The organism is Streptomyces sp. SCSIO 30461, from assembly GCF_037023745.1.
Taxonomy (GTDB): Bacteria; Actinomycetota; Actinomycetes; order Streptomycetales; family Streptomycetaceae; genus Streptomyces.
Genome location: NZ_CP146101.1, coordinates 7,067,119 through 7,084,058 on the forward strand (window position 1 = coordinate 7,067,119; position 16,940 = coordinate 7,084,058).

Consider the following 16,940-nt stretch of genomic DNA (forward strand, 5'->3'; position numbering starts at 1 on the left):
GACCTGCCGGGTGGGGGGAATCACAAGGCCGCTTCCCCTGCCGGGCACCCCGCGCAGAAGGGACCGCTGACGGCGATGCAGATCCGGCTGACCGTCCTCGCGCCGCGCAGCGGCCAGTCCACACCGTCCGGCTCGGCCGACTCGGCCCTCCCGCCCGCCACTCCCCTGCCGTCCGCGACCCGGCCGGGCACCGCGGCCGGGCCGGACGAGGCGAGACGGGCCTGTGACGTACTCGTCACCGCTCCCGCCGGTACGGCGCTGGCGGCAGTGGCCTCCTCGCTCGCGGCGGCCGTGGCCGGGCAGGACGTCGGCCAGGTCGTGCTCTACGCGGGCGGGGAGCGGCTGGATGCGCAGCGATGCGCGCTGGGCGAGCCACCGCTGATGGACGGGGCCGTGCTGGCGCTCCAGACCCCCGTCGAGAGCACGACGAACGGCGAGGTCGACGCGGCGGCCCTGCTGCATGTGATCGCCGGGCCTGACGCGGGCGGTGTCCATCTGCTGCACAGCGGCCGGATAGTGATCGGGCGAGGGGCCGAGGCGGATGTCCCCCTCGACGATCCCGATGTCTCACGGCTGCACTGCGCGGTGACCGTCGGTGACGACGGCCGGGTCACCGTCGCCGACCTCGGTTCCACCAATGGCACCACGCTGGACGGCTCCCCCGTGGGCGCCGCCGCGGTCAGGATCTCCTCCGGAGCCCTGCTGCGCCTGGGCGAGTCCACCCTGCGACTGGCCCCGACGACCGCCCCGGAAGTGCTGACGACCACTCCGGACGGCGAGGGGCACCTGCGCGTACGCGGCCAGGAGCACGACGGGCAGAGACAGGAGCGGGAGCACACGGTTCCGGGCCGGCGGCCCGTGCCCTCCTGGGTCCGGGACGAGGTGGCGATCCCCGGACAGGCACGGCACGACGAGCGGTGCGAGCCGAGGGAACCGGTGGAGCGGGTGGAGCCGGTGGCGGGGACGACGGCCGGACCGGGTGCTCGGGCCGGAGCCGGGGCGGGCGGGCCGCACGGCGACACCGCCCACGGCAGCGGCATCTGGACGCTCCCGGAGGAGCCCGGAGGCGCGTCATCCGCCGGAAGCGCCGTTGCCGCCGACGAAAGCCGGGGCCGGGGCGACAGCGGGGCCAGGCGGCGTGGCATAGGAGCCTGGGCCCGGCGGCTCGCCGTCGGACGGGGTGTGGCCGCCGCCGATGGCGCGGCCACGTCCGGGGAGCCGGTGGCAGCCGCCGCCCCGCTGGTGGAGACCTGGCCTGATCCCGCCGCCGTACTGCTCACCGCGCTGGGCCCCGGGCCGCGGCTGTGGGAGCGCGAGCCCGGACACCCGGAGGAGTTCGTCGTCCGGCTCGGCACGGTGGACCGCTCGGACACACCGTCCGTGCCGGTCACCGTGGGGCTGCGGGAGGCCGGGGCACTCGGTCTCGCGGGGCCCCGATCACGGCTCAACGGGCTCGCCAGATCCGTCGTGGCCCAGTTGGCGGCGCTGCACGCGCCGACCGGTCTGGAGCTCGTGCTGGTCAGCGCGGACCGCGCCAGGGCGCTGGAGGAGCGCAAGCGGGACTGGGGCTGGCTCGGCTGGCTCCCGCATCTGCGGCCCGCGCACGGGCAGGACTGCCGGTTGCTGGTCGCATTCGACCGGGACCAGGCCACCGCCCGGACCGCCGAGCTGACCCGGCGACTGGACGAGGGACCGCTCGGACCCGGCTGGCCGAGCGCCGACCGCCGTGCTGTGGACGGGGCAGCCGCACAGCACATGGGGCCGCGCACCGTGCTGCTCCTGGACGGCGACCCCGGTTCGGCCGCGCTCCGTGAGACCACGGCACGGCTGGCGGGAGCCGGAACGGCGGCGGGCATCCATGTGATCTGCCTGGCCGAGACCCCGGCCGCGTCTCCGCTGTCTCCGGTCGCGGCCACCTACGAAGAGGCGTGCGCGGCGTCCCTCGCCTTCCGCGAGTGCGGAGCGGTCGCATTGCTGAGCGGCGATGTGGCGACCGCGCTGCGGCTGCAGCGTACGGCGGGCGGGCAGCCCGCGGGGCACGGCACGGTCGCTGCCGTGGACGCGGTCTCCGCAGCCTGGGCCCAGCGCTTCGCCCGGGCACTGGCACCGTTGCGCACCGTGGACGGACGGCACGGCGGGGGCGTGGACGGCCGAAGTGCCCGCCCCGTGGCATCGCCGCTGCCGCGATCGGCGCGGCTGCTGGACGAGCTGGGCCTGGCCAGAGCCACGCCCGCCTCGCTGATGGCCCGCTGGGCGTCGGCCGCGGCCGGCACCGCGGTGCTGGGTGCGGGCTCGCACGGACCCCTCGCGATCGACCTCGTCGCCGACGGCCCCCATCTGCTGATCGAGGGGCCGGCCGGAAGCGGCCGTACGGAACTGCTGCGCGCCGTCGCCGCTTCGCTGGCGGCAGCGGGCCGGCCGGACGAGCTCGGTCTGCTGCTCGTGGACGGCGCGGGAGGCGAGCGGGGCGAGGGGCTTGCCGTCTGTACGGACCTGCCCCATGTCAGCGAGCACCTGGTCGCGTCGGATCCGGTCCGGATGCGGGCTTTCGCCCAGGCACTCGGCGGGGAGCTCAAGCGCCGCGCTGAGCTGCTGGACGGCGAGAGCTTCCCGGAGTGGCAGACGCGGCAGGCGGTCTCGGGGCGGCTGGTGGGCCAGCGCCAGGCCGGCGGAGGCTCCCGCGGCGGTGGCAACGACACCCGTGGCGGCGGCACGACGGCGGGCGGACGGACCGAGGCGGCCGCTTCCCCTTCCGGCCCTCCCGCACCCTCCACGGCGCCCGCACCCTCCACGGCTTCCGCACCTTCCTCGCTGTCCCGGCTGGTCGTGCTCGTCGACGACTACGACGCGCTGGTCGCCCCCGCGCTCGGCAGCCCCGGTCGGCCCGCCGCGGGTTCCGTCGTACGGGCGCTGGAGGCCGTGGCCAGGGACGGAGAGCGACTCGGCGTCCATCTGGTCGCCACATCCGCGCGTCCGGACCGCACAGCGGACACTCTGCTGGCGCGCGACGCCCGGCTGCGGGTGGAGCTCGACGCCCCCGCTGTGCCGCTCGGCCCGGATGCCCCGGCCCCGGGCCGTGGTCGGCTGACCCGACCGGACGGTACCGTCGCGCCGTTCCAGGCGGGCCGGGTGACGGGCCGCATCCCCCGTACGGCGACCCAGCGGCCCACGGTGGTGGAGCTTGAGTGGGAGCGGATGGGCGACCCGCCCACCCGTCGTCCGGTCCGTGAGCTGGGCAACGGCCCCACCGACCTGGCCCTGCTGGCCAGCGCCCTGGACCGGGCGGCCCGCTCGGTCGACGCGACCCGGCGGCCCCGGCTGACCTCGTCCCACGCCTGAGCCGGCCGGGCAGCGCGGAATATCTGACTCTACGTCACGAGGGCATCACGATCGGCGGTTTGACGGCGATGGCGCTCTTGCCTCCCCTGGACACCGGGCGTAGACCTGACAGCACGGGACGGAAGCGGTGCCGCCTGCGTCACGGCCTGGCGCGCCCTCCGGAAGGCGTACGGCAGAGACGGGGCAGTGATGCGCTCAAGGCGGAAAGTCGCACAGGGTCGTACGCACCGGGGCACCGGCCCCGCCGAAGCGGCCCGACGGTCCCCCGGGCCGGCCAGGGCAGCCGCCGCCCTCGTCGCCGTGGGCGTACTCGCGCTCACCGGCTGCGGCGGCGATGGGGAGGGCGGCAGCGGTGCGCCGGAGAAGACCGGCGGCGGCGACTCGGCTGCCACGGTCCGGCTGCCCAGGCTGGACGGCCAGAAGGTCGAGGTCGCGGCGGTCTGGACGGGCCCCGAGCAGGAGAACTTCACCAAGGTCCTCAAGGAGTTCGAGAAGCGCACGGGCGCCAAGGTCACGTTCGTCCCCGCCCAGGACCCGATCGTCAACTTCCTCGGTACGAAGATCGCCGGGGGCAGCCCGCCCGATGTCGCGATGCTTCCGCAGGTGGGCGCGATCAAGCAGGCGGTCGACCGGAATTGGGCCAAGCCCCTCGGCGCCGAGGCCAAGGCCCAGCTCGCCAAGAACTACGCCAAGGGCTGGCAGGACCTCGGCTCGGTCGGCGGCACCCCGTACGGCGTGTACTTCAAGGCCGCCAACAAGTCGCTCTTCTGGTACAACAACGCGGTCTTCGAGAACGCCGGCGCCACCGTGCCCACGACCTGGAACGACCTGATGAAGACCGCCGAGACGATCTCCGCGTCCGGTGTCGCCCCCGTGTCGATCGGCGGGGCCGACGGCTGGACGCTCACCGACTGGTTCGAGAACGTCTACCTCTCCCAGGCGGGCCCGGAGAAGTACGACCAACTCGCCGAGCACCGGATCAAGTGGACCGACCCCTCGGTGACCCAGGCGCTGACGACGCTCGCCGAACTGTTCGGCAAGCCCTCGCTGATCGCGGGCGGAGCGGACGGCGCGCTCCAGACGGAGTTCCCCAAGTCCGTGACCCAGACCTTCGCCGGGGGCGACCAGCCCAAGGCCGCGATGGTCTTCGAAGGCGACTTCGTCACCGTCAACATCGCGCAGACCGACGCGAAGATCGGTACGGACGCCAAGGTGTTCCCGTTCCCCGAGGCCGGCGCCGAGCCGCCCGTGGTGACCGGTGGCGACGCGGCGGTGGCCCTCAAGGACTCCAAGGGCGCGCAGGCGCTGCTGACCTTCCTGGCCTCGCCGGACGCCGCGAGGATCTGGGCCGAGTCCGGCGGTTTCGTGTCCCCCAACAAGAACCTGGACCTGTCCGCGTATCCGAACGATGTGCAGCGGGAGATCGCCGCGGCTCTGATCGCGGCGGGCGACGGCTTCCGCTTCGACATGTCGGACCAGATGCCCCAATCGTTCGGCGGCACTCCCGGCAAGGGCGAGTGGAAGGCGCTCCAGGACTTCCTGAAGAACCCGAAGGACATCGCGGGTACGCAGGCGCGGCTCGAGGCCGACGCGGCCAAGGCGTACAAGGACTGACGCCGCCGTGACCGTGCCGCACAGCGAACGGCCCTCCGGGGAGCGCTCACTCCGCGGAAGGCGAGCGAAAGCGCGCGGGAGCGTGACCGGCACCCGCGGACTGGTCGCCGCCGGTTTCCTGCTCCCCGCGCTGGTGCTGCTGGGTGCGCTCGTGGTGTACCCGATCGGGTACTCGCTCTACCGGTCGTTCTTCGACGAGTCCGGCAGCGGCTTCGCCTGGCTCGGCAACTACGTCGAGATCTTCACGGACGACACCATCCTCACCGCCGTCAAGAACAACACGATCTGGGTCGTGGTCGCTCCGACCGTGGCCACCGCCCTCGGCCTGGTGTTCGCGGTGCTCACCGAACGGGTGCGCTGGGGTACCGCGTTCAAGCTGGTCGTCTTCATGCCCATGGCGATCTCCATGCTGGCCGCCGGCATCATCTTCCGGCTGGTGTACGAGCAGGATCCGGAGCGCGGCGCGGCGAACGCGGTCTGGGTGGGGGTCCACGACTCCTTCGCCGCGTCGGCCGGCTACCCGCACGCCCACCCGCTGCCGGCGCATCCGCTGGAGGCGGCGGGCGGCGGCGCGTTCATCACCAAGGATCCCGTCTCGGCGGGCGGTCCCGCGGTACGACTGCCGCTCGTCGGGGTTGCTCCCGCGCAGATGCCGGACGACGCCCGGCCCGCGCGGACCCCGGCCCCGGAGCCGGGGGAGATCACCGGCACCGCCTGGCTGGACTTCACCCGGGGCGGTGGCGGCAGGCCCAACGCCGTCGATCCGAAGGAACTGGGCCTCAAGGGCATCGAGATCGAGGCGGTGAAGGACGGCCGGGTCGTCGCCAGGGCCACGGCGGGCGCCGACGGCACATTCACCCTCCCCGCGCAGGCGGACGGCGCCCGTCTCCGGCTTCCCGAGAGCAACTTCCGGGAGCCCTACAACGGAGTCGACTGGCTCGGCCCTTCGCTGGTGACCCCGGCGATCATCGGCTCGTACGTCTGGATGTGGGCGGGCTTCGCGATGGTGCTGATCGCGGCGGGGCTGGCCGCCGTGCCACGTGAACTGCTGGAGGCCGCCCGGGTGGACGGGGCCGGCGAGTGGCAGGTCTTCCGGCGGGTGACCGTACCTCTGCTGGCACCGGTGCTCGCGGTGGTCATGGTCACGCTGATGATCAACGTACTGAAGATCTTCGACCTGGTGTTCATCATCGCTCCCGGCTCCTCCCAGGACGACGCGAACGTGCTGGCGCTCCAGCTCTACCGCTCGTCCTTCGGCACCGATGCCGATCTGGGCGTGGGCAGTGCGATCGCGGTGCTCCTGCTGCTGCTCGTGGTGCCGGTGATGCTGTTCAACATCCGCAGGATGCGAAGGGAGACACGCAGATGACCGCGACGGGCCCGGTGGCCGCGGGTGGCGCGGGTGGCGCGGGTGGGACAAGCGGCACGGGTGAGACGGGCGGCAGGGCGGCACGGCGGAGCACCACAGGCACGGCCCGGCAGGGCGGCACGGCTCAGCCGCCCAGGGCGAGACCCCCGCTCGCCGCGCGCATCGCCGCAGGCACGGGCGGCGGCGCCATGCGCGTCTTCCTCGTCCTGATCGCGCTGTTCTGGCTGATGCCGACGATCGGCCTGCTGCTCTCTTCGCTGCGGTCCCCCGCCGACATCAGCGCGAGCGGCTGGTGGGAGGTGTTCACCCAGCCCGCCCAGCTCACCACCGAGAACTACTCCAGGCTGCTCGGGAACGACACCATCACCCGTTCCCTGCTCTCCACGATCCTGATCACCGTCCCGTCGACCGTGCTGGTCGTGGTGATCGGCTCGCTCGCCGGTTACGCCTTCGCCTGGATGGACTTCCCTGGGCGCGACTGGTGGTTCCTGGCCGTGGTCGCGCTGCTCGTGGTCCCGGTACAGGTCGCCCTCGTCCCGGTGTCGAAGCTGTTCGGCGAGATCGGGCTCTTCGAGACGACGGCCGGAGTGGTGCTCTTCCATGTCGCCTTCGGCCTCCCCTTCGCGATCTTCCTGCTGCGGAACTTCTTCGCGGAGATACCACGGGAACTGCTGGAGGCGGCCCGGCTCGACGGGGCGGGAGAGATCAGGCTGTTCACCCGGGTGGTACTGCCGCTTGGCGGTCCGGCGATCGCGTCACTGGGCATCTTCCAGTTCCTGTGGGTGTGGAACGACATGCTGGTGGCGTTGATCTTCGCCGACTCGGAGTCGCCCCCGATCACCGTCGCCCTCCAGCAGCAGGTGCGGCAGTTCGGCAACAACATCGACGTACTGGCCCCAGGCGCGTTCGTGTCGATGGTGATCCCGCTCGCGGTGTTCTTCGCGTTCCAGCGGCAGTTCGTGTCCGGGGTGATGGCGGGGGCGGTCAAGTAGGGGGTGACCGCCGGTCCGGTCAGCCCTTGCGGGTGAGGGCGGCCACCGCCGAGGCCGCGAGGTCGTCCAGGTAGCCCTTCGGCAGGTCGCCCCGTACCACCACGAGCCGCCAGTACAGCGGCCCGATGATCAGATCAAGCGCGCGGTCGGGGTCGGCCGAGTCCGGGAGCTCGCCCCGTGTCACCGCGTCACGCACCACGAGCGCCGCGACCCCCCGCTGACTGTCGAACAGCGCCGCCCTGATCGCCTGGGCGATCTCCGGGTGGCGGGTGGACTCGACCAGCAGATCCGGGATGACCTGGGAAGCCACCCGGTGGCGCAGGGCACGCGAGGCGACTTCGAGCAGCGCGCGGACATCCCCGTACAGCGAACCGGTCGCCGGGACGGGCAGCCCCTGGGCGGCGAACGCCGACACGAGGTCGAGGACCAGGGAGAGCTTGGACTTCCAGCGCCGGTAGACCGCGGTCTTGCCGACCCCTGCCCGCCGCGCGATGGCCTCGATCGACATCCGGGCGAAGCCGACCGTCGCCAGTTCCTCGAAGACGGCAGCGCGGATCGCCTCGGTGACGTCCTCCCGGAGCACAGCGGCTCCCGCGGGGGTACGGCGTGGGGATCCCGGCTCCGTGGTCATGCACACGAGCATAGCCCGTGACGACGAAACGGTTGCGTTGCGACGCAACCACGCCCTACTGTCCCCGTAGCGACGATACGGTTGCGTTGCGACGATGAGTGGGAGCGGGTGCGTGAGCGTCAGCGTGAGCGTGGACAGCCGGACGACCACCGGGCCGGAGCCAGCGGCGGCCGCGGAGAGTCCGGGCGAGCTCGCCGCCCGGTACGGGCTGAAGGTCAGCGGCGCTCGCCCCCCGCTCCCTGAGTACATCCGGCAGCTGTGGTCCCGGCGCCACTTCATCACCGCGTTCGCGACCGCCCGACTCACCGCCCAGTACAGCCAGGCGAAGCTGGGTCAGGTGTGGCAGTTGATGACTCCGCTGCTCAACGCGGCTGTCTACTACGTCATCTTCGGAGTGCTGCTCGACACCAGCAAGCATGTGCCCGACTTCGTGCCGTTCCTCGTCACCGGCGTGTTCATCTGGACGTTCACCGCCAATTCGATCATGGCTGGGACCAAGGCCATCTCCGGCAACATCGGCCTGGTACGCGCCCTGCACTTCCCGCGCGCCGCGCTGCCCATCGCCCTGGCGCTCCAGCAGCTCCAGCAGCTGCTGTTCTCGCTGGGCGCCCTGGCCTTCATCCTGACGGGCTTCGGGCAGTTCCCGAAGGCTTCCTGGCTCCTCGCCGTCCCCGCACTGCTGCTCCAGGCGGTCTTCAGCGCCGGCGTATCCATGATCATGGCGAGGATCGCGGCCCGGACCCCGGACATCGCCCAGCTGATGCCGTTCGTCCTGCGCACCTGGATGTACGCGTCCGGGGTGATGTTCAGCCTGAGCGCCCAGCTCAAGAGCGCACACCTGCCGCAGGCCGTGGTGGTGGCGCTCCAGTGCAATCCTGCGGCGGTCTACATCGACCTGGCCCGTTTCGCGTTCATAGACAGCTACACCTCGGCCCAACTTCCCCCGCATGTCTGGGCGGTCGCACTCGGCTGGGCGCTGCTCGCAGGGGTGGGCGGATTCGTGTACTTCTGGAAGGCAGAGGAGCAGTACGGCCGTGGCTGACCACATCGCAACGCCGGCGCAGGCGGGGACATCGGCGGACACGCGGAACCGGACCCCGGGCAGGCCCCCCACCGTCGTCGACGGGGTGCACGTCACCTACACGGTCAACGGCGCGTCGTCGCCGCGTACGAGGCCTTCACCGGCGGTAAGTAGCGCGGCGCTTCCCGCACACGGGCCGAGGGGGCGCCACCAGGCGGTGGGCGCCCCCTCGGTCAGTCACTCGGGCAGCCGGTCAAACGGGCAGCTTCAGGTGTGCGCGCGCAGCAGCTGCCGCATCGTCCGCATCGCCACCGACAGGTTCGCCAGGTCGAAGGTGTCCGAGCCCTGGATCTCCTCCAGCGTGCTCTTCGCCCGGCCCAGGATCGCCGCGTTCCTCTCCTCCCACGCCGTGTAGCGCTCTTCCGGAGTCGAGGTGCCGTTTCCGGCGGCCAGCACATCCGCTGTGAGCATGGCGTGCGCCGCGTAGAGGTCCTCGCGAATGGAGGCGCGGGCCATGGACTGCCAGCGGTCGGCCCGCGGCAGCTCGACGATTCGGTCCATCAGCTCGGTGATCCGCAGCCGGTCGGCCAGCTCGTAGTAGACCTCGGCGACGGCCAGCGGGCCCTTCCCGGTGCGGTCCGCGATCGCCACGATGTCGAGGGTCGGGAACGCGGACGAGAACCCGGCGACCCTGGTCGCCAGCTCGCCCGGGACACCCGCGGCCGTGAACTCCTCCAGCAGCCCCTCATACCACTCCAGGTCGGCGCCCCGGAGCATCTTCGGCAGCTCGGCCCAGACCTGCTCGACGCCCACCGCGAAGAAGTCGATGGTCTCCGTGAGCTCGAGCGGCTGCGGCCGGTTGCCCAGCAGCCAGCGCGTACCGCGCTCCACGAGGCGGCGCGAGTGGAGCCGGATACGAGTCTGGACATGCGCCGGGACCTTGTTGTCGAGCGCCTCGACGGCGTCCCACACCTCACCGAGCCCGAAGATGGCGCGGGCGGCGGTCTGCGCCCTGACGACCTCCTCGATCGACGCCCCGGTCTCCTCGCGCAGCCGGTGCAGGAAGGTCGAGCCGCCCGTGTTGACCGTGTCGTTGACCAGCACCGTGGTGACGATCTCGCGGCGCAGCGCGTGGCCGTCGACCGCTTCGGTGAACCTCTCGCGCAGCGCCTCGGGGAAGTAGGCGTACAGCAGGCCGCGCAGATACGGGTCGTCCGGGAGCGAGGTGCCGATCAGCTCCTCGGCCACCGTGATCTTGGTGTAAGCGAGCAGCACGGCGAGCTCGGGCTGCGACAGGCCCTGCCTGTTGTTCAGCAGGTCCCGGATCTGCCGGTCGTTCGGCAGGAACTCCAGCGCCCGGTCCAGCGCGCCGTCCCGGCCCAGTCGGCGCATGAAGCGCTGGTGGGCGTGGAGCAGGCTCGGGGACTGCGCGACGGCGTTGGCCAGGGCCACGTTCTGCGCGTAGTTGTTGCGCAGCACCAGATCGCCGACCTCGTCGGTCATCTCGGCGAGCAGCTTGTTGCGCTGCTTGACGGTCATGTCGCCGTCCGCGACCAGGCCGTTCAGCAGGATCTTGATGTTCACCTCGTGGTCGGAGGTGTCCACGCCCGCGCTGTTGTCGATGGCGTCGGTGTTGACGTGTCCGCCACCACGGGCGAACTCGATGCGCCCGAGCTGGGTCAGACCCAGGTTGCCGCCCTCGCCGACGACCTTGACCCGCAGGTCCTCGCCGTTGACACGGATGGGGTCATTGGCCTTGTCGCCGACATCGGCGTTGGACTCGGTGGCCGCCTTGACGTATGTGCCGATGCCACCGTTCCACAGCAGGTCCACCGGGGCCTGGAGGATCGCCTTCATCAGCTCGGCCGGGGTCAGCTTGGTGACGCCGTCGTCGATGCCGAGGGCCTCACGGACGTGTGAGTTGACCGGGATCGACTTGGCGGTGCGGGGGTGGATGCCGCCGCCGGCCGACAGCAGCTCCTTGTCGTAGTCGGCCCAGGACGAGCGGGGCAGCTCGAACAGCCTGCGGCGCTCCGCGTACGAGACGGCCGCGTCGGGCTCCGGGTCGATGAAGATGTGGCGGTGGTCGAAGGCCGCGACCAGCCGGATGTGCTCGGACAGCAGCATGCCGTTACCGAACACGTCACCCGACATGTCGCCGACGCCGACGACGGTGAAGTCCTCGGTCTGGGTGTCGTGCCCGAGCTCGCGGAAGTGCCGCTTGACGGACTCCCAGGCACCACGGGCGGTGATGCCCATGCCCTTGTGGTCGTAGCCCGCCGAGCCGCCGGAGGCGAAGGCGTCGCCGAGCCAGAAGTTGTACGCGACCGCGACCTCGTTGGCGATGTCGGAGAAGGTGGCGGTGCCCTTGTCGGCGGCGACGACGAGGTAGGTGTCGTCCTCGTCGTGACGCACCACGTCGTGCGGCGGCACGACCTCGCCCGCCACCATGTTGTCGGTGATGTCGAGCAGCGCGGAGATGAAGGTCTTGTAGCAGGCGATGCCCTCGGCGAGCCAGGCGTCGCGGTCCACGGCCGGGTCCGGCAGCTGCTTGGCGACGAAGCCGCCCTTCGCGCCGACCGGCACGATGACAGTGTTCTTCACCATCTGCGCCTTGACCAGGCCGAGGATCTCCGTACGGAAGTCCTCGCGCCGGTCGGACCAGCGCAGACCGCCTCGGGCGACCTTGCCGAAGCGCAGATGCACACCCTCGACACGCGGCGAGTACACCCAGATCTCGTAAGCCGGGCGGGGTGCCGGCAGGTCCGGGATGGCCTGCGGGTCGAACTTCATCGACACATAGCCGTGCCGGGTGCCGCCACCCGCCTCCTGGAAGAAGTTGGTCCGCAGGGTGGCCTTGATGAGGGTGAGGAAGGAGCGCAGGATCCGGTCCTCGTCCAGGGAGGCGACCTGGTCGAGCGCGAAGTCCAGCTCTTCGAGGAGCCCGTCGATCAGCTCGGTGCCTGCGTGCTGGCGGTCCGGGGACATCCGGGCCTCGAACAGGTTGATCAGCAGCCGGGTGGTGTGGACGTTGTTGAGGAGGGTGTCCTCCATGTAGTCCTGGCTGAAGGTCGAACCCGCCTGGCGCAGGTACTTGGCATAGGCGCGCAGCACCACGGCCTCGCGCCAGTTGAGTCCGGCGCGCAGCACGAGCGAGTTGAACGAGTCGTTCTCGGCGGCGCCGGTCCACACGGCGGCGAAGGCGTCCTGGAAGCGCTCGCGGGCGTCGTCGCCGAGGTAGTCACCGCCGCTGTTGCCGCTGGGCATCCGCAGACCGAAGTCGTAGATCCAGGCGTGGGTGCGGTCGGCGCAGCGCAGCTCGTACGGACGCTCGTCGACGACCTCGACGCCGAGGCGGTTGAGCACCGGCAGCACGACGGACAGGGAGACCTGCTCGCCGAGCCGGTAGATCTTGAAGCGACGCTCGCCGGGGGCAGCGCCGACCGGCTCGTAGAGGGAGAGCGAGAACTCCTTGCCAGAGCTGCTGAGCTGGTCCAGGTGCGACAGGTCGGAGACCGCCGCGCGCGGTGAGTGGTCGGCCTTGTAGCCCTCGGGGAAGGCGTTGCCGTACTTGCGCAGCAGCTCGGCGGCGCGCTCCTCGCCGGCCTCGGCGTTGAGGGCCTCGGCGAAGCCGTCGGCCCAGGAGCGAGCCGCCTCGACCAGCCGGGCCTCGATGCGCTCCTTGTCGGTGTCGGTGAGGTGGGTGAGCTCGCTGCCGGGCTCCACGCGCACGACGAAGTGAAGCCGGGTGAGCACCGACTCCGTGCTCATCAGGGTGAAGTCGACGCTGCTGCCGTCGAGCTCCTCCTTGAGGATGCCGGTGAGGCGCTCACGGACAGTGGTGTTGAAGCGGTCGCGCGGCAGGTAGACCAGGGCCGAGTAGTAGCGCCCGTATTCCTCCTGGCGCAGGTAGAGCCGCAGCCTGCGGCGCTCCTGGAGGTAGAGCACGCTGGTGACGATCTCGCGGAGCTGGTCCGGCGGGGTCTGGAACAGCTCGTCGCGCGGGAAGGTCTCCAGGATCTGGAGCAGGTCGCGGCCGTCGTGGCTGCTCGGTGAGAAGCCGGCGCCTTCGAGGACCTCGGCGACCTTGCGGCGGATCACGGGGACCCGGCGGACGGACTCGGTGTACGCGGCCGAGGAGAAGAGGCCGAGGAAGCGCCGCTCGCCGACGACGTTGCCCTTGCCGTCGAACTTCTTGACGCCGACGTAGTCGAGGTACGAGGGGCGGTGCACGGTGGCACGGCTGTTGGCCTTGGTGAGGATGAGGAGCTTGTGCTCGCGGGCCTTGGCGCGGGCGTCGGCGGGCAGCCGGTTGAAGGAGGGGCTCACAGGGTGGCCGTGGGCGTCGTCGCCGCTGTGGTGCGGGTCGGAGCGGAGCACGCCGAGACCGGTGCCGGGAACCGCGGACAGCGCGTCGCCGTCCACGAGGTTGTACTCGCGGTAGCCGAGGAAGGTGAAGTGATCGTCGGCGAGCCAGCGCAGCAGCTCGCGCGCCTCCTCGACGTCCTCACGGCGGATGTCGTCGGCGATGGGCTCGTTGGGCAGTCCTTCGGCGATGCGCAGCGCCGCCTCGCGCATCTTCTCCCAGTCCTCGACGGCCTCGCGGGCGTCGGACAGGACGCGGAGCAGGCCGGCGGTGATCCGCTTGAGGTCGGCGCGGTCGGTCTCGCGGTCGATCTCGACATGGATCCAGGACTCCACCAGCGCGTCGTGCGGGAGCCCGGCACCGTTCTGCTCGGCGCGGAGCACCTCGATGAGCTTGCCGGTGACATCGCGGCGGACGGTGATCTGCGGGTGGATCACGACATGGATGCCGCGGCCCTGACGGGTGAGCTCGTTGGTTACGGAGTCGACCAGGAAGGGCATGTCGTCGGTGACGACCTCGACCACGGAGTGGCTGGAGGTCCAGCCGTTCTCCTCGACGGTCGGGGTGTGCACCCGAACGTTGGCCGTACCCTGCGGGCGGTTTTCCGCCAGCCGGAAGTGCGAGACGGCGGCGCCGTAGACATCGACCGGGTCACGGTCGGTGAGGTCCTCGGGCGCGGTGTGCAGGTAGTAGCGCTGGAGGTATGCGAGGAGCGTGGCCTGGTCAGGTCGCTCCCCGTCGTCGGACCCAGTCGGAAGTTGCCCCCCGCCCGGGCTGTTCTCAGCTACCCGGGCGGCCCTTTCGAGCAACTCGGCCTTGGCTTCGTCCAGCTTGGTCTGCATGTCCTCTGGCTCCTGTCGCGCGCCGTTGCGTGACGTCGGTGGAAACATCGGCAGAACGCCACGACGCGGGGTGTCCGGTCAGGGTCGACGCTATGCCGAAATGGGAGATGTCCGAGCCGTGTTCGGCCGATTCCGGCGGCGGGCCCGGGCTGTACCGCGGGCCGCGACTTCGCGGGCCGCGGGAAAGATCAGCTCGCACCCGGCTGCCATGGCGTCCCGGGCGCAGTCGGGGGGCGGCGCTGCCCCCGCGGCGTATCGCGCTGATCACGGGACAAGGCTATCGCCCTCGACCCTGGGGCCGTCATGAGCCGTATGTGTACAAAACCGGGGCCGGAAGTTTGACACTCTGGACAGCGACACACGCGCTCTTGGCAAGAAGACCACGAGCGGGCGGGTTGACCTCGTGGACCAAGGACCACAATCAACCCTAAAGCAGTGACTAACGTGAGACCCGAACGATAGCGACAAATCAATACATCGAATCCGGGGAGCAGCAGCCATGACCGTGCAGATCCTGATCGTCACCGGCGACGCGGCCGAGTCACTCGAAGTGCTGTATCCGTACCAGCGGCTCCGCGAGGAGGGGTACGAGGTGCACATCGCCGCCCCCGCTCGCAAGAAGCTCCAGTTCGTGGTGCACGACTTCGAACCCGGCTTCGACACGTACACCGAGAAGCCGGGTTACACCTGGGCTGCCGACCTGGCGTTCTCCGAGGTCGATCCGGGGGCCTACGCGGCCATCGTGATCCCGGGCGGTCGGGCGCCCGAGTACCTCCGCAACGATCCCGAGCTCCGCAAGATCCTCAAGTCCTTCTTCGACGCGGACAAGCCCGTGGCACAGATCTGCCACGGTCCGTTGCTGACGGCGGCCGTCGGCAGCCTCACGGGCCGCCGCGTCACGGCGTACCCGGCCCTCGAACTCGACATGCAGTCGGCCGGGGCTTCCTTCCGCGACTCGGAGGCCGTGGTGGACGGCACCCTGGTGTCGTCCCGGGCCTGGCCCGACCACCCGGCGTGGATGCGCGAGTTCCTGAAGGTGCTGCGGGAAAAGGCCCCACTGGGCTGACACACGGCGGTCCGACCCCTGTCCGGGTGTTCCGGCGACAGGGGGTGTTCCGGAGGCAGGAGGCCGAGCGGCCCCCGCACCGGCCGAGGAGGACCCCGGCGCCGCAGCCGCCGATCTCCACGAGGGTCGCCTGCGGCCTCGCGCGCCGGCGACTCGCCGCGGCTACGCGGACAGCCGCTCAGCCACCAGCACGGCCTCGGCGAGGGTGTCCACCACCGGAACCCCGGCCACCCGAAGGCTGGCCGTGCTGTGCGACCCGCCGGAGTACAGCACCGCACGGGCACCCACGTGGCGGGCCGCCACGGCGTCGTCCACCGCGTCACCGATCACCACGATGCGCTCCGGCGCGACGCCCTCGAGCGCGGCCAGATGGCGCACCATGTGCTCGGCCTTGCCGGTGTGGGAGCCGCCGATCCGGCCGTCGACCCGGGTGAAGCGCGCCTCGATGCCGTGCCTCCGCACGATCGGCAGCAGGTGCTCGTGCGGAGCCAGCGAGAGCAGCGACTGCGTACGGCCCGCCGCCTGGCGCTCCGCGAGCAGCTCGGCTGCGCCTGTCGTGAGCCCGCAGGCGTCCGCGCGCTGCCAGTAGTGCCGGTGGAACACCTCGTCCATGACGGCCCACTCGGCGTCCGTGGGAAATCGGCCCATGAGGCGTTCGTAGAACCGGGGCACCGGCACGCAGTACAGGTCCCGGTAGCGCTCCAGCGTGATCGGCTCCAGCCCGATCTCCGCGAAGGACGCGTTGGTCGCCTCGATGACGGCGTGGATGTCATCGAGGAGTGTGCCGTTCCAGTCCCAGACCAGATGCGTGCTCTGCTTCCCCATGGCAGGAAACCGTACCTCCCTGGTCGGACACCGCCTCCGCAGACCGGACCGCGGTCCTGATCAGCCCTCGACCCTGGTCAGCCGTCGGCCCGGAGCGTCCGATCGACCGGGGTCAGCCGATGAGCCCGGGGATCTCCTGCACCCCGAACCACAGCAGCTCATGGTCCTCGGCACCGTCCACGACGAACCGGGCGTCGTCGTCCCCGTGGTCCGCGGCGCCGAGCGCGTCCGCCGCCGCCGCCACATCGGCTTCGGCCTCGTCGGAGTCCACGTGCACCGACGCCGCCTTCCTCAGCGACACCGCCGAGCCGATCCGCACCTCACCGAGCGAGGCGGAGCCGAGTCCATGTCCGGGATCGGCGACCGCCTCACCGTCGGGCACGTCCACCGCGACCACGACGCGGCGCCGGACCGCGTCCGGGCTCCCGGCGAGCAGCCGCAGCGAGGCCGCCGCCGCCCTGCTGAGCGCGGCGTACTCGAGTTCCTCGATGTCGTCGGAGACGTACCACTCCCGCAGCGCAGGCGTGACGGCATAGGCCGTCAGCGGCCCGGGACCCAGTTCACCCGCCTTGTACGCCTCTGCGAGACCGGGGGTGGTCAGGGGTACGTAGACGCGCATGTCCGGCCGCTTTCGTCGTCGGGTGAACACCTAAGGATACGTGTGCGATCGCCCATCAGAGTGCTCCGAGCGCGCCTCACGGAGTCGCTCCGAACACAGGAGGAAAGCCCTCCACCAGGCCCCACGCCCGCCTCATCACCCTGATGGGTGATTCCTCGCGCCTATAGCGCACACATGGAGCCGACTTGCCACCGCACCACTACTCCACGTAGACAACCCACTACCGAAAGTTACTCACTGGTAGTGAAACGGGTAC

At 71.0% G+C, this 16,940-nt stretch carries 10 protein-coding genes; 6 read left to right on the top strand and 4 right to left on the bottom strand.

The window, feature by feature from the left end:
* The first annotated feature begins 75 nt into the window (after positions 1-75).
* The 4 genes from V1460_RS31730 (at position 76) to V1460_RS31745 (ending at position 7,314) form a co-directional block, all read left to right on the top strand.
* Positions 76-3,339 (top strand): FHA domain-containing protein, encoded by a 3,264-nt coding sequence (locus V1460_RS31730; RefSeq protein WP_338678287.1) that lies wholly within the window; start codon positions 76-78, stop codon positions 3,337-3,339.
* A 189-nt stretch (positions 3,340-3,528) separates the two neighbouring features.
* Complete coding sequence (locus V1460_RS31735) at positions 3,529-4,953, top strand: ABC transporter substrate-binding protein (protein ID WP_338677041.1); 1,425 nt, start codon at positions 3,529-3,531, stop codon at positions 4,951-4,953.
* Positions 4,954-5,035: 82 nt separating this feature from the next.
* Positions 5,036-6,322 (top strand): sugar ABC transporter permease, encoded by a 1,287-nt coding sequence (locus tag V1460_RS31740; protein WP_338677042.1) that lies wholly within the window; start codon positions 5,036-5,038, stop codon positions 6,320-6,322.
* A gap of 188 nt (positions 6,323-6,510) precedes the next feature.
* Positions 6,511-7,314: a carbohydrate ABC transporter permease gene (locus V1460_RS31745; RefSeq protein ID WP_338678288.1), complete on the top strand. Its 804-nt coding sequence runs from the start codon at positions 6,511-6,513 to the stop codon at positions 7,312-7,314.
* A gap of 19 nt (positions 7,315-7,333) precedes the next feature.
* Here the strand turns inward: V1460_RS31745 and V1460_RS31750 are convergent, their stop codons facing one another.
* Entirely contained in the window at positions 7,334-7,957 is a 624-nt protein-coding gene (locus tag V1460_RS31750) for a TetR/AcrR family transcriptional regulator (RefSeq protein WP_338677043.1), read from the bottom strand.
* A gap of 82 nt (positions 7,958-8,039) precedes the next feature.
* On the opposite strand from V1460_RS31750, the gene V1460_RS31755 reads away from it, so the two are divergent.
* The gene (locus V1460_RS31755; RefSeq protein WP_407077561.1) at positions 8,040-8,987 is read left to right on the top strand and encodes an ABC transporter permease; all 948 of its coding nucleotides are present in this window, start codon (positions 8,040-8,042) and stop codon (positions 8,985-8,987) included.
* A gap of 246 nt (positions 8,988-9,233) precedes the next feature.
* Here V1460_RS31755 and V1460_RS31760 read toward each other — a convergent pair whose 3' ends face one another.
* Positions 9,234-14,174, bottom strand: a complete 4,941-nt coding sequence (locus V1460_RS31760) for an NAD-glutamate dehydrogenase (RefSeq protein WP_338677044.1) — start codon at positions 14,172-14,174, stop codon at positions 9,234-9,236.
* A gap of 499 nt (positions 14,175-14,673) precedes the next feature.
* On the opposite strand from V1460_RS31760, the gene V1460_RS31765 reads away from it, so the two are divergent.
* The gene (locus tag V1460_RS31765; protein ID WP_338677045.1) at positions 14,674-15,240 is read left to right on the top strand and encodes a DJ-1/PfpI family protein; all 567 of its coding nucleotides are present in this window, start codon (positions 14,674-14,676) and stop codon (positions 15,238-15,240) included.
* A gap of 162 nt (positions 15,241-15,402) precedes the next feature.
* Here V1460_RS31765 and V1460_RS31770 read toward each other — a convergent pair whose 3' ends face one another.
* A complete protein-coding gene (locus V1460_RS31770; protein ID WP_338677046.1) occupies positions 15,403-16,065 on the bottom strand; it encodes an HAD family hydrolase in 663 nt (220 codons plus the stop codon).
* A gap of 112 nt (positions 16,066-16,177) precedes the next feature.
* Positions 16,178-16,684 carry a DUF6912 family protein gene (locus V1460_RS31775; protein WP_338677047.1) on the bottom strand — a complete coding sequence of 169 codons (507 nt, stop codon included), beginning with the start codon at positions 16,682-16,684 and terminating at the stop codon, positions 16,178-16,180.
* Positions 16,685-16,940 lie beyond the last annotated feature (256 nt).

What these genes read in the sequence shown, in the direction of transcription:
- V1460_RS31750 (WP_338677043.1), bottom strand. Translation starts at nt 7,957, where the DNA reads ATGCTCGTGTGCATGACCACGGAGCCGGGATCCCCACGCCGTACCCCC.
- V1460_RS31730 (WP_338678287.1), top strand. Translation starts at nt 76, where the DNA reads ATGCAGATCCGGCTGACCGTCCTCGCGCCGCGCAGCGGCCAGTCCACA.
- V1460_RS31775 (WP_338677047.1), bottom strand. Translation starts at nt 16,684, where the DNA reads ATGCGCGTCTACGTACCCCTGACCACCCCCGGTCTCGCAGAGGCGTAC.
- V1460_RS31755 (WP_407077561.1), top strand. Translation starts at nt 8,040, where the DNA reads ATGAGTGGGAGCGGGTGCGTGAGCGTCAGCGTGAGCGTGGACAGCCGG.
- V1460_RS31745 (WP_338678288.1), top strand. Translation starts at nt 6,511, where the DNA reads ATGCGCGTCTTCCTCGTCCTGATCGCGCTGTTCTGGCTGATGCCGACG.
- V1460_RS31760 (WP_338677044.1), bottom strand. Translation starts at nt 14,174, where the DNA reads ATGCAGACCAAGCTGGACGAAGCCAAGGCCGAGTTGCTCGAAAGGGCC.
- V1460_RS31735 (WP_338677041.1), top strand. Translation starts at nt 3,529, where the DNA reads ATGCGCTCAAGGCGGAAAGTCGCACAGGGTCGTACGCACCGGGGCACC.
- V1460_RS31765 (WP_338677045.1), top strand. Translation starts at nt 14,674, where the DNA reads ATGACCGTGCAGATCCTGATCGTCACCGGCGACGCGGCCGAGTCACTC.
- V1460_RS31770 (WP_338677046.1), bottom strand. Translation starts at nt 16,065, where the DNA reads ATGGGGAAGCAGAGCACGCATCTGGTCTGGGACTGGAACGGCACACTC.